Genomic DNA, 12,525 nt, shown 5'->3' with positions numbered 1-12,525 from the left:
CGGCAATATCATCCGGGGTTTCGGCTAGGTTTTCCCGCATGAGCTTGCTGGGTGACGCGGTGGCGGTGCTGGACGAGCGGGGCGTGCTGGACCGGCTGGGACGACTGATCCAGCAGGTCTACCGGCGCGCGGCCGACCGGCACGAGCCGGAACTCGGCGACGACGCGATGAGCTTCGGCACCACCGTGTGGCGCAACCTGACCAACCTCGGCAAGGCCGAGTTCGAGGGGCTGGACGGCATCCGGGTCCGGCTGGAGGACAACTCGCTGGAGATCCTCTGCGCCGGCTACGTCGTCCGGCTCTACTCGTTGCAGGGCGGGATCGAGTCGATCCGCTGGGAGGGCAGCGAGGCCCGGCTCGGCGGCGCGGTGGAGAACAGCCGCGACGGGCAGCTCGCCTTCGACGACGAGGGGCAGTTCCCCGAGGTCTTCGCCGAGGTGGTGCCGCCGAAACGGCACATCCGGATCGCGCACACCGGCGACATCGTCACCGGCGAGGCGGTCGCCTACATCGGGCTGCCCCGGGACAACCGGGACAGCGGCTCCCCCTGGTTCGAGGTACGCCTCTGGTTCGGTGAGCCGGCCACCACCGGGGCGCCGCTGCCGGTGGTCGAGGGGACGGTGCCGCAGCCCCGCACCGACGAGCTGCCGATCCCCGAACTCGACCTGCTCGCCCTCCAGCCCGGCGACCCGGGCAGCGGGTTCGGCGCCGCGTTCGGCCGTCCGGCCGAGCGGTCGGCGTGACGGGCCGGCTCCGACCGCCGGTACCCGCCGCCGCAGCCGCCGCAGCGTTCGCGCCGCACGCCCTCGCCCTGGCCCGCCGGTGGCGGCGGATGCGCAAGAACGAGCTGGCCCGGCAGGTCGGGGTCACCGCGGCGGCGGTCAGCCAGTACGAGCTGGGCCAGGCCCGCCCGTCGGCGGCGACGCTGGCCCGGCTGGCCCTGGCGCTCTCCATGCCGGTCGAGTTCTTCGCCGCCGGCTTCGGCGTGCCGGTCACCTCGGGACAGGCGCACTTCCGCAGCCTGCGCACCACCAGCCAGGCCGAACGGGACCAGGCGGAGGCGTTCGGCGAACTCGCCTGGCGGGTGGTGGAGGTGGTCGAGCGGCAGCTCCGGCTGCCCCGGCTCCGGTTGCCGCACCTGGAGCTGGCCGAGCCGACCGGCCCGGACGACGTACGCGCCGCCGCCGTCACCGCCCGGGACGCGTTCGGTCTGGGGGCCGCCCCGGTGCCGCACATGGTGCGGCTGCTGGAGTCGGCCGGGGTGATCGTGCTCGCCCTGCCGGACGTCTCCGAGCGGGTCGACGCCTTCTCGCACTGGTACGGCCAGCGTCCGTTCGTCTTCCTCAACCCGGGCAAGGACGACAAGGCCCGGTCCCGGATGGACGCCGCGCACGAGCTGGGCCACCTGCTGATGCACCACGACGCCGAGCCGGGCAGCCAGCTGCTGGAACGCCAGGCCACCGCCTTCGCCTCGGAGTTCCTGGCCCCGAGCACGGCACTGCGCGACGAACTGCCGCCCCGGCTCGACTTCGACCGGCTGCACGAACTCAAGCGCCGCTGGGGGATCAGCCTGAAGGCGCTGGTCTACCGGGGCCACGACCTCGGCGTCTACCGGGAGCACACCTACCGGCGCGGGATGGCGCTACTCGCCCAGTGGGGCTTTCCGGAGCCGGGCGACCTCGGCCCCCGCGAGCAGCCGTCACTGCTCGGCAAGGCCGTCGAACTCCTCGGCCGGCAGCAGGTCACCGTCGGCCGGTTGGCGACCCTGGCCGGACTGCCGGCCGGGCTCACCACGGCGGTGCTGGCCGCCGGCACCGAGCACGTCCCCGAGCTGGAGATCGCCGTCACCTGAGCTGCTCGGACCCGCCCGCACCGGGCGCGTCGACGCCGGTAATTGCCTTGCCGAGCTGCCCTTCCGGTCGCATGATTCAAGGCGTGACATGGCAGGAACCGCACACCGCACGCCGCCGCTGTCGGCGTGCCGGGTCCCTGGCCTGACCGGACGACATCGCGCGCGATCTCGGCGCGCCGGTCCGGCGACCGCCGGACCCGAGGGCCCCGCCCGGGGCCCGACGCCGGGTTCTCGGACAACCCGGCCTCCCGCGGCGGCGCGGGGCGCGGTCACCTCTCTCATCGGGTACGACGCAGGTCGTGCCAGCGCCCGCCCCGCGCCGCCGCACCGCACCCGCGCCGACCGGCCGTGACCATCCCGACCCGTCCGGCCGTCCTCAGGTGAGGACGAGGCCGACCAGCCAGACGCCGGTGATGCCGAGCGCCGCCGCCAACTCGACCAGCAGGGCGAGCCCGACCGCCGAGAGCGCGTGCCGGGTGGACGGCCACGCCTGCTTCGCGTCCCCGAGCCGGGCCAGTTCGGCGAGCCAGAGCCCGAGTACGAAGCCGAGCACCAGCCCGACCACCGGCACCACGAAGAACCCGACCAGCCCGAGTACGCCCCCGGCGAGCAGCGACATCGTCGGTACCCCGCTGCGCTTGAGGTTCCGCCCCGGCCAGAGGTACTTGATCGTGGTGCCGAGTACGGCGATCACGGTGGCAAGGCCGAGCACCACCCAGCGGCCGAACCCCTCGCCGTCGCCGAAGAACGACCAGACCACCACGCCCAGCCAGCACAGGATCAGCCCGGGGATGATCGGCACGATCACCCCGCAGACGCCGATCACGATCGTCACGCCACACAGGAGGGTCACCACGGACTCGGTGTCGGTCATGTCCACGTCCTCCAGGGTGCCCTACCGGCTCGACCCGCACCGCATCCGCCACCCCGGGTCGGACGGGCACGCTCCGTCACCGGACGGCACCCTGGCGGCGACAGACGGCACCTTCGCGGCGTCAGACGGCACCCTCGCGGCGGCGCTGTGCGCGGGCGGCCAACCACCGGGTGATCTCGTCCTCCGGGGCCGGCGCGGCGAAGTACCGGCCCTGGGCGGCGTCGCAGCCCAGCGCCCGGAGCTGGTCCGCCTGGCCGAGCGTCTCCACCGCCTCGGCGGTGACGGTCAACCCGAGCGCGTGGGCCAGCCGCACCAGCGCGTCGACGATCCGCCCGTCCACCAGGCCCTGCCGGTCGCTGGACCGGATCCCCTCGACGAACGGGCCGGCGAGCTTGAGGTTGTGGATCGGCAGCCGGCGCAGGTACGCCAGGTTGGAGTAGCCGGTGCCGAAGTCGTCGATCGCCAGCCGTACCCCCAGGGCGGCCAGCCGGCGCAGTGCCGGCAGCGGCTCCCCCGCCGTGGCCATCACGGCGCTCTCGGTCAGTTCGAGTTGCAGCAGGTCGGCCGGGAGTTCCGTCTGGCGCAGCACCTCCGAGACCGTGCCGACGATCTCCGGGTCGCGGGCCTGCCGGGCGGCCAGGTTGACGCTGACCACCAGCCGGGCGTCGGTGAACTCCCGGTGCCACCGGCTGGCCGCCTCGCAGGCCCGGGTCAGCACCCAGCGGCCGAGGTCGACGATCAGCCCGGTCTCCTCGGCCAGGCCGATGAACTCGTCCGGGCCGAGCAGCCCCAGCTCCGGATGCCGCCACCGGACCAGCGCCTCCACCGCGCAGATCGTCTCGTCGGCCAGGGTCACGATCGGCTGGTAGTCGACAGTGAACTCGCCCCGGGCCAACCCCGCCGACATGCCGGCGACCAGGGCCGACCGGGTCTGCTCCCGGGCCCGCCGCGCCGGGTCGTAGCTCACCCACCGGCTCCGGCCCTCGGCCTTGGCCCAGTAGAGCGTGACGTCCGCGGCCTTCATCAGCTCGCCGACCGAGGTGGTGGCGAGCGGCCCGGAGACCACGCCGATGCTGGCCGAGACCGACAGCCGGTGCTCGCCGATCTGCACCGGCTCGGCGACCGCCGCCAGCGCGAGGTCGGCCACCGCCTTGACCGCCCGGCAGCCGGCGTTGTGGTCGATCAGGATCACGAACTCGTCGCCGCCCATCCGGGCGACCAGGTGCCCCTGCCCGGCCACGCAGTCGGCGAGCCGCCGGGCGACGGTGACCAGCAGGTTGTCGCCGAGGTCGTGCCCGAGACTGTCGTTGACCGCCTTGAAGCCGTCGAGGTCGAGGAAGCAGATCCCGACCCGGTCGTCCGGCCCGCCGGTGGCGAAGACCTCGCCGAGCCGCTCGAAGAAGAGGGTACGGTTCGGCAGCCCGGTCAGCGGGTCGTGCGACGCCTGGTAGCGCAGCCGCTGCGCGAGCTCGTGCCGTTCGGTGATGTCCTCCACCATCGCCACGGTGAACCGGGGCCGCCCGTCGTCGTGCCGGATCAGCGACACCGCGAGATCGGTCCAGACCGCGCTGCCGTCCTTGCGGTAGTAGCGCTTCTCGACCCGTACGGCGTCCTGCTTGCCCTCGATCAGTTCCTGGTACAGCTCCCACATCCCGGCCGCGTCGTCGGGGTGGAACAGCGCGGCCACGTTGATCTCGCGCAGTTCGGCCACGGAATAGCCGAGCAGTTCGGCGAAGGCCCGGTTGACGTCGATGATCTGCCCGTCGAGGTCGGCGATGCCGATCCCGATCGCGGCGTCGACGAAGACCGCCCGGAACCGCGCCTCGCTGTCCCGCAGCGCCTGCTCGACCCTGTCCCGGGCCTCCCAGGCGGCCTGGCCGATCCGCTCCTGCTCGCGCAGTGTCCGCTGACGCAGCGCGGCGGCGAACCCGGCCGACAGGGCACCCTGGAGGGCGGCGACCCGGGGTGCGGCCGTCGACTCGGGCAGGCCGGGCAGGACGACGGAGCGGAACTGCTCGCCGAGGGCGCGTACCGACCAGTCCAGTACGCCCGGCTCGGTGAGGTGGGCGTCGACCAGGGTCCGGCCGACGTCGTACCCCGGCTGGGCGGTGAACGGTTCGGCCAGGGTCGCCTCGGCGAGTCGTACGCTCTGCGCCAGCAGCAGCCGCTCGTTCTCTGGGGTGCTCGTCGCCACGAAGCCGCAGTGGGCCACCTCCCGGGCCCAGCGTCGCGCGTACAGCCGCGCACCGGACCCGTCGTACCCCGGCTCGGCGACGGAGGCGGACACCACTAGCCCGCGCCGCGGTCGTGCCGGCCCACGCCGCCGAACGCGCCGAGCCGCTCCGGATGCTCCCCCGGGTCGGTCGGTTCGTCGGGTCGCCAGAGCGGCATGTGCACGACGCCCGGTTCGACGATGGTGAAGTCGCCGAAGAAGGCGGTGATCTCGGCCCGGGAGCGGAGGGTGATCTCGGTCGACGTCCGGGCGGAGAGCCGCTGCGCGTCGAGCATCTCCCTGGGCTGGTCCTCGTGGGTCGAGTGGGAGAGCAGCAGGTAGCTGCCGGGGACCGTGGCGGCGCGCAGGGTCGCCAGGATCTCCTGCGGATGGTCCGAGTCCGGGACGAAGTGCACCACCCCGGCCAGGAGTACGGCGACCGGGCGGCTGAAGTCGATCACCCCGAGCTTCTCGGCCTCGGCGAGGATCCGCTCCGGCTCCCGCAGGTCGGCGTGGATCACCCCGGTGTACTCGTTGCCGGCCAGGATCGACCGGCTGTGCGCCACCGCCACCGGGTCGATGTCGACGTACGCGATCCGGGCGGTCGGGTTGAGCGCCTGGGCGACCTCGTGCACGTTGCCGACGGTGGGGATGCCCGAACCGATGTCGAGGAACTGGTCGATGCCCTCGCCGACCAGCATCCGTACGCCCCGGCGCAGGAACGCCCGACCGGCCCGCATCGTCTCGGCCAGGTTCGGTGTCATCCCGGCGATCTGCTCGGCGAGCTGCCGGTCGATCTCGAAGTTGTGCGCGCCGCCGAGGAAGTAGTCGTAGACCCGGGCGGCGCTGGGCCTGGTCAGATCGATGTCCGCGGGTAGCCCGTCCGGAAGTCGCATGTCCGCCTCAGCTCGTCACTCCGGCCCGTGCAGGGGCTGGTCGGCCACGACCTGCACCCGGCAGGAAGCGCCGACGAACCCGGCGGGGTCGTGGTGATCGACCCACACTTTAGGGCCTGCCCAGCGGATCTTCTACCGGCCGTACGGTGGCGGGATAGGTTTGGCCGCATGGCGCAGGCGGCGGTCGTCCGGGAGATCGGCATCGATGGTCCGGTCGTCCGACCGGCCGGCCGGTGCGGCGACCGGATCGGCGCTCCGGCCCGGCCCCGGCCCGTCCGGAGGTGACGCGCCCCGAGGTGACCCGCCCGGAGCTGGTGGGCGCCGCTGTCACCGCGGCCCGGCGGCCCGCCGTCGCGTTCGCCTCGGCGGCCTGCACGCTGCTCGGTACGGTCGCGGTGGCTCTCGCCGTGCTCGTCGGCCCGGCCCCGGAACTCGCCGCGTACGTCAGCGAGACCGGCGCCTCGGGCGGTGCCACCGTCTGGGCGTACCGGATCGGCCTGCTGGCCGCCGCCGCCGGGCAGATACTGCTCGGCGCGGCCCTGCCCACCGTGTCGCGGCTGGCGACCGGGCTGCTGGTGGCGAGCGCGGCCGCCACGGTGCTCTCGGCCGGGGTGAGCTGTCGCGCCGCCTGCCCGCTGCCGCCCTTCGACCGGGTGACCCTGGCCGACCTGGTGCACGGCGGGGCCAGCATCGCGGCGGTGGCCGGCACCGTCTTCGCGATGCTGGCGGTGGCCGGGACGACCGGCGCGCCCCGGACGCTGCGCGGGATCTCGGCGGCCGCCGCCGCGGTCGCGCTGCCGCTGTCGGCGGTTGCCGGGCTCGCCCTGCTGCTGGTCGGCCGGAGCGTCCTGATGGGCGCGGTCGAGCGGCTCCTCCTGCTCGACCTGGCCGCCTGGGTGATCGCCACCGCGCTCACCCTCGGGCTGCCCCGGGCCGCCGCCGGGGCGGTGCCAGCGGGCGAACCTGCGGGTGCGCCGGCCCGAGGCCGGCGTGCCGGGCCGGCGGGCCGGGGAGGCACGGGCCGCCTGTAAGGCGCCTCACGACGGTCCGTCCTTTCATTACCGGCCCGGGCGTCGTATCGTCTCTTGACGATGACCAATGTCTGGTTCCTGACCGTGCGCCTGTATGTCGACCTTCGACTACAGGCCAGCGGCTGTTGTCGCGGCTGACGCGTTCTCCGCCGACCACAGACCGCCAATCCGGCGTACCCCCCGGTCACCAACCGCCCGCCGGATCCAGACCCTGGGACTTCCCTATGATTTCGGCTCTTCGCAAGATCCCCTTCTCGGCACAGATCCTCGCCGGCCTGGTCCTCGGCGTCGCGCTGGGCTACCTCGCCCGGGCCGCCGACCTCTCCTGGCTCGGCACCACCCTCGACCAGATCGGCAGCATCTTCGTCCAACTGCTGCGGCTCGCCGTACCCCCGCTGGTCTTCACCGCCCTGGTGGTCAGCGTGGTCAGCCTGCGCGGAGTGGCGAACGCCGCCCGGCTGGCGCTGAAGACCCTGCTCTGGTTCGGCATCACCGCGCTGATCGCGGTCGGCGTCGGCATCGGGCTCGGTCTGCTGGTCGACCCCGGCCGGGGCGTCACCCTGGACATCGCCGGGGCCAAGGCGCCCGAGCGGACCGGCTCGTGGACCGACTTCCTCACCGGCATCATCCCGGAGAACCCGGTCGGCGCCTTCGTCGAGAACAACGTGCTCCAGATCGTCTTCCTGGCCGTGGTCGCCGGGATCGCGTCGCTGCTGGTCGGCGCCGCCGCCGAGCCGTTCGTCAACTTCAACCGGGCACTGCTGGCGATCACCCAGAAGGCGCTCTGGTGGCTGATCCGGCTCGCCCCGATCGGCACGCTGGGCCTGATCGGCCACGCCGTCGAGGCGTACGGGTGGGACCTGCTGGCGCCGCTGGCCAAGTTCACCACCGCGGTCTACGTCGGCTGCGCGATCGTGCTGCTGGTGGTCTACCCGCTGGTGCTGATCGTCGGCGGCAAGCTGAACCCGCTGCGTTTCTACGCCGGCACCTGGCCGGCGATCGAGCTGGCCTTCGTCTCCCGCTCGTCGGTCGGCACCATGCCGGTGACCCAGCGCTCGGTGGAGCAGATCGGCGTGCCCCGCGAGTACGCCTCGTTCGCGGTGCCGTTCGGCGCGACCACGAAGATGGACGGTTGCGCGGCGATCTACCCGGCGCTCGCCGCGATCTTCGTCGCCCAGGTCTTCGGGGTCAGCCTGAGCCCGCTGGACTACCTGCTGATCGCCTTCGTCTCGGTGGTCGGTTCGGCCGCCACCGCCGGGCTGACCGGTGCGCTGGTGATGCTGACGCTGACCCTGAGCACGCTGGGGCTGCCGCTGGCCGGGGCGGGTCTGCTGCTCGCCATCGACCCGATCCTGGACATGATCCGCACCGCCACCAACGTCGCCGGGCAGGCGCTGGTGCCTACCGTGGTCGCCGCCCGGGAGGGCGTACTCGACCGGGCCGCGTACGACTCGGCCGGCCGGCGCGAGATCATCGACGAGGAGCCTCCGGCCGAACAGCCGGCCCGGGACCGCGAGCCGGCCCCGCAACCGGCCTGACGTTACCGTGACCGTGGTCTCCCGCCAGCTCCGGTAGAGCGGTGGGAGGCCACGATCCGTTTCCGGCGCCCCGGCCGGGGCAGCGAGGGAAGAGGCGAGGATGAGTGAGCTGTTCAGCCCGTTGACGCTGCGCGACGTGACGCTGCCGAACCGGATCGTGATGTCCCCGATGTGCCAGTACTCGGCGGGTCCGGACGGGCTGCCCACCGACTGGCACCGGATCCACCTCGGCTCCCGGGCGGTCGGCGGGGTCGGGCTGGTGATCAGCGAGGCGACCGCGGTCGTACCCGAGGGCCGGATCAGCCCCCGGGACACCGGGCTCTGGTCGGACGCCCATGTCGACGCCTGGCGGCCGATCACCGCGTTCGTCGCCGGGGCCGGTGCGGTGCCGGCGGTGCAGCTCGCGCACGCCGGCCGCAAGGCGTCGACCTACTGGCCCTGGTCGGAGCGGAAGGGCGGGGTGCCGGACGGGGAGGGCGGCTGGACCCCGGTCGGTCCGGGCACCGAGCCGTTCGTGCCGGCGTACCGGACACCGGCCGCCCTGGACCTCGCCGGCATCGACCGGGTGGTCGAGGCGTTCGGGCGGGCCGCCACGCGGGCCCTGGACGCCGGTTTCCGGGCGGTCGAGATCCACGCCGCGCACGGCTACCTGCTGCACGAGTTCCTCTCCCCGCTGGTCAACACCCGCGCCGACCCGTACGGCGGTGACCTGGCCGGGCGCAGCCGGTTCGCCCTGGAGGTGACCCGTACGGTCCGGGCGGCGGTCGGCGACGACGTACCGGTGCTGGTCCGGATCTCGGCCACCGACTGGGTGCCGGGCGGCTGGACCCCGGCCGACAGCGTGCTGCTGGCCAAGCTGCTCGCCGAGGCCGGCGCCGACCTGGTGGACTGCTCCTCCGGCGGCAACGTGCCCGACGCCGAGATCCCGCTCGGCCCCGGCTATCAGGTGCCGCTCGCCGCCCAGCTGCGCCGGGAGGCCGGGGTGCGGACCGGCGCGGTCGGGCTGATCAGCGAGCCGGAGCACGCCGAGGCGATCGTCGCGACCGGCGACGCCGATCTGGTGCTGCTCGGCCGGGAGCTGCTGCGCGACCCGTACTGGCCGCGCCGGGCGGCGGACCGGCTCGGCGCCGCCGTGCACACCCCGGAGCAGTACCTGCGGGCCTGGTGAGCCGGCGGCCGGCCTTCGCCGCCGCTCAGAAGAGCACGGTGGCGAAGGTGCCGACCGAACGGAACCCGCACCGCTCGTAGACCCGGCGGGCCGGGGCGTTGTAGTCGTTGACGTAGAGGCTCACCGTGGGCGCCACCCGGGCCAGCGCGTCCCGGACCACCGCCGCCATGGCGGCGACGCCGATCCCCCGCCCCCGCCAGGCCGGGTCGACCCAGACCCCCTGGATCTGCGCGGTGCGCCGGGTGACGACCGCGAGCTCGGCCTTGAAGATCACCTGGCCGTCGACGATCCGGGCGTACGCCCGGCGGGCCCGGACCAGTTCGGCCACCCGCTGCCGGTACGCCCGGCCGCCATCCTCGGCCAGCGGCGACACCCCCACCTCCTCGGTGTACATCGCCACCGCCGCCGGGAAGAGCGCGTCGATCTCGCCCGCGCGTACCGGATGCACGTCCGGGTCGGGCGCCACCGGCGGCGCCGCCCCGGTCGCCAGCAGCGGCTGGTTCGGGCGTACGTCCCGGGCCGGTCCCCACCGGCCGGAGAGCCGCTCCCAGAGCCCGAGCACCCCGTCCGCCCGGCCGACGATCGACGAGCAGGTGCGTTCCTCGGCGCCGAGCGCCTCGGCGAAGGCGGCGATCGCCGGCCGGCCGGCGCAGACCGGGGTGACCTGGCCGCCCAGCCAGCAGAGCGATTCGAGGTTGTCCCGGGTGCCGTAGCCGAGCACCCGCCCGTCCGCCCGCCACCAGGACAGGCCGTTCGCGGCGATCCGCTCGGCCACCTGCGCGGCGGCGTACGGGTCGAGGTCGAGGATCCGCTCCACCGCGCCGCGTTCGGCCTCTCCGAGCTGGCGTACCGGCACCATCAGCACGCCTACCAGCGTGCCAGATCATCGGCCGGGGGACGGGCCGGATCACCGCGCCGGCTCCGGGCGGGTCCGGACATCCCGACCGTTACGCGGACTCCCGGACGACCAGCTCGGTGGGGAGGATGACCGCCGCGTGCGAGTCGCCGGCCAGGTGTCCGAGGAGCAGCCGGACCATCTCGGCGCTGATCCGCTCCCACGGCTGCCGGATGGTGGTCAGTCGCGGTACGGAGGTGCTGGCCACCTTCGAGTCGTCGAAGCCGCCGACCGCGACGTCGTCGGGGATCCGCTTGCCGGCCTTGCGCAGCGCGGCCATCGCGCCGGTGGCCATCAGGTCGGAGCTGACGAAGACGGCGTCCAGCTCGGGCACCTGGCGCAGCAGCCGCTCCATCGCCGCCTCGCCGCTGTCGAAGGTGTAGTCGCCGGTCACCACCAGCCGGGGATCGGCCTCGCCGAGCACGTCGTGGTAGCCGGCGAGCCGGTCCACCCCGCCGGAGGTGTCCAGCGGGCCGGTGATGGTGCCGATCCTGCGGTGCCCCCGGGAGCGCAGGTAACTGACCATCTGCCGGGCGCCGCCCCGGTCGTCGGCGGCGACGTAGCTGACGTCGCGGTCCCGGCCGAGCGGGCGGCCGACGGCGACGAAGGGCAGGCCCCGCTCGTCCAGCTCGTCCAGGAGCGGGCTGCCGGCGTGGGAGGAGATCACCAGTGCGCCGTCCACGTGCCCGGCGGTGACGTACCGGCCGACCCGCTTGCGGTCCTCCTGGGTACCGGCGATGGTCAGCAGCAGCGTGATGTCGTGCTCGGCCAGCTCCTGGGTGCAGCCCCGGAGCAGGATGTTGAAGTTCGGGTCCTCGAAGAGCCGGTCCTGTGGCTCGGAGAGGATGAACGCCACCGAGTCCGAGCGCTGGGTGACCAGGCTCCGGGCGTGCTGGTTGAGCACGTACCCGGTCTTGCGGATCGCCCGCCGGACGGCCTCCAGCGCCGGGCCGCTGACGTTGTGCCCGCCGTTGAGCACCCGGGAGACGGTGCCCCGGGAGACGCCGGCCACCGCCGCCACGTCGTCCATGGTCGGGCGGGGTCTCGTCCGGCGGGTACGGCTACGGCTGCGGTCGGGCGCGGTCACGCTGTCATTGTCCCCGGGTCGGCTGCCAGCGGCGGCATCGGAGCTTGTGACACACCTCGCCTACGCCTTGACCGAGCCGGAGATCAGGTCCACCCGCCAGTACCGCTGGAGGGAGAGGAAGAGGGCCACCAGCGGAATGATCGACAGGAGTGAGCCGATGATCACCAGCCGGTAGAGCGCGGGTTCGGTCGAGCCCCGGTTGAGCAGCGTGTAGAGCCCGAGCGTGACCGGGAACCGGTCGTCGTCGGCGAGCATGATGAACGGCAGCAGGAAGTTGTTCCAGATGGCCACGAACTGGAACAGGAACACGGTGATCAGTCCGGGGACCATCATCGGCATCGCCACCCGGCGGAAGATCCCCAACTCGCTCGCGCCGTCCACCCGGGCCGCCTCGATCACCGAGTCCGGCACCGCCGAGGCGGCGTAGATCCGGGCCAGGTAGATGCCGTACGGGCTGACGATGCTGGGCAGCAGCACCGACCAGTACGTGTCGGTGAGCCCGACCTTCGCCAGCAGCAGGTACTGCGGGACGGCCAGGATGATCCCCGGCACCAGCACCCCGGCGAGCAGGACGTTGAACACCGCCGACCGGCCGGCGAACCGGTATTTGGCCAGGGTGTAGCCGGTCAGCCCGGAGACCAGCGCGGAGAGCACCCCGCCGACCCCGGCGTAGAACGCGGTGTTGAGCATCCACCGCCAGAAGATCCCGTCCGCGTACGTCGACAGGTCGGTCAGGTTCTCCAGCATCGAGGTGCTCGGGGCGAAGGTGAAGCTGGTGAAGAGCGTCGACCCGCTCTTCGTCGACGCCACCAGCACCCAGACCACCGGCAGCAGGCAGTACACCGCCCCGATCAGCAGTACGGCGGTGGGCACCACCTGTGACCAGCGGGACCGGTCCGGCCCGCCGGCCGCTCCGCTCGCGGTGCCCGGCGCCCGGTCCGGGGTGCGGATCTCGGCGGTTCTGGTCGCCAT

General features: G+C 73.4%; 11 protein-coding genes. 5 read left to right on the top strand and 6 right to left on the bottom strand.

Annotation, left to right across the window (positions count from 1 at the left end):
* Positions 1-38 precede the first annotated feature (38 nt).
* Both C6W10_RS14315 and C6W10_RS14310 read left to right on the top strand, forming a co-directional pair.
* Positions 39-743 (top strand): hypothetical protein, encoded by a 705-nt coding sequence (locus C6W10_RS14315; protein WP_107258510.1) that lies wholly within the window; start codon positions 39-41, stop codon positions 741-743.
* Positions 740-1,852: an XRE family transcriptional regulator gene (locus C6W10_RS14310; protein ID WP_199853931.1), complete on the top strand. Its 1,113-nt coding sequence runs from the start codon at positions 740-742 to the stop codon at positions 1,850-1,852. The genes C6W10_RS14315 and C6W10_RS14310 overlap by 4 nt, the downstream gene beginning before the upstream one ends.
* Positions 1,853-2,228: 376 nt before the next feature.
* On the opposite strand, the gene C6W10_RS14305 is transcribed toward C6W10_RS14310, so the two are convergent.
* The 3 genes from C6W10_RS14305 to C6W10_RS14295 all read right to left on the bottom strand — a co-directional run bounded on the left by C6W10_RS14305 (position 2,229) and on the right by C6W10_RS14295 (position 5,834).
* Entirely contained in the window at positions 2,229-2,732 is a 504-nt protein-coding gene (locus C6W10_RS14305) for a DUF456 domain-containing protein (RefSeq protein ID WP_107258509.1), read from the bottom strand.
* 115 nt (positions 2,733-2,847) lie between these two features.
* Positions 2,848-5,013 carry a bifunctional diguanylate cyclase/phosphodiesterase gene (locus C6W10_RS14300; RefSeq protein ID WP_234361751.1) on the bottom strand — a complete coding sequence of 722 codons (2,166 nt, stop codon included), beginning with the start codon at positions 5,011-5,013 and terminating at the stop codon, positions 2,848-2,850.
* Positions 5,014-5,015: 2 nt separating this feature from the next.
* Positions 5,016-5,834, bottom strand: a complete 819-nt coding sequence (locus C6W10_RS14295) for an SAM-dependent methyltransferase (protein ID WP_107258507.1) — start codon at positions 5,832-5,834, stop codon at positions 5,016-5,018.
* Positions 5,835-6,115: 281 nt separating this feature from the next.
* On the opposite strand from C6W10_RS14295, the gene C6W10_RS14290 reads away from it, so the two are divergent.
* From C6W10_RS14290 to C6W10_RS14280, 3 genes are all read left to right on the top strand, one after another.
* Positions 6,116-6,865 carry a DUF998 domain-containing protein gene (locus tag C6W10_RS14290; RefSeq protein WP_159104581.1) on the top strand — a complete coding sequence of 250 codons (750 nt, stop codon included), beginning with the start codon at positions 6,116-6,118 and terminating at the stop codon, positions 6,863-6,865.
* A gap of 224 nt (positions 6,866-7,089) precedes the next feature.
* Positions 7,090-8,403 carry a dicarboxylate/amino acid:cation symporter gene (locus C6W10_RS14285; RefSeq protein ID WP_107258505.1) on the top strand — a complete coding sequence of 438 codons (1,314 nt, stop codon included), beginning with the start codon at positions 7,090-7,092 and terminating at the stop codon, positions 8,401-8,403.
* Between the two features lie 100 nt (positions 8,404-8,503).
* On the top strand, positions 8,504-9,571 hold the full coding sequence (locus tag C6W10_RS14280) for an NADH:flavin oxidoreductase/NADH oxidase (protein WP_107258504.1): 1,068 nt from the start codon (positions 8,504-8,506) through the stop codon (positions 9,569-9,571).
* Between the two features lie 25 nt (positions 9,572-9,596).
* Here C6W10_RS14280 and C6W10_RS14275 read toward each other — a convergent pair whose 3' ends face one another.
* The 3 genes from C6W10_RS14275 to C6W10_RS14265 all read right to left on the bottom strand — a co-directional run bounded on the left by C6W10_RS14275 (position 9,597) and on the right by C6W10_RS14265 (position 12,525).
* Positions 9,597-10,436: a DUF4081 domain-containing GNAT family N-acetyltransferase gene (locus C6W10_RS14275; RefSeq protein WP_107258503.1), complete on the bottom strand. Its 840-nt coding sequence runs from the start codon at positions 10,434-10,436 to the stop codon at positions 9,597-9,599.
* Positions 10,437-10,518: 82 nt separating this feature from the next.
* Positions 10,519-11,553 (bottom strand): LacI family DNA-binding transcriptional regulator, encoded by a 1,035-nt coding sequence (locus tag C6W10_RS14270; RefSeq protein WP_199853369.1) that lies wholly within the window; start codon positions 11,551-11,553, stop codon positions 10,519-10,521.
* A 60-nt stretch (positions 11,554-11,613) separates the two neighbouring features.
* Positions 11,614-12,525 carry a carbohydrate ABC transporter permease gene (locus C6W10_RS14265; protein ID WP_107258501.1) on the bottom strand — a complete coding sequence of 304 codons (912 nt, stop codon included), beginning with the start codon at positions 12,523-12,525 and terminating at the stop codon, positions 11,614-11,616.

This window comes from Plantactinospora sp. BB1 (assembly GCF_003030385.1).
Taxonomy (GTDB): Bacteria; Actinomycetota; Actinomycetes; order Mycobacteriales; family Micromonosporaceae; genus Plantactinospora.
This window is presented reverse-complemented; position numbering and strand designations above follow the sequence as displayed.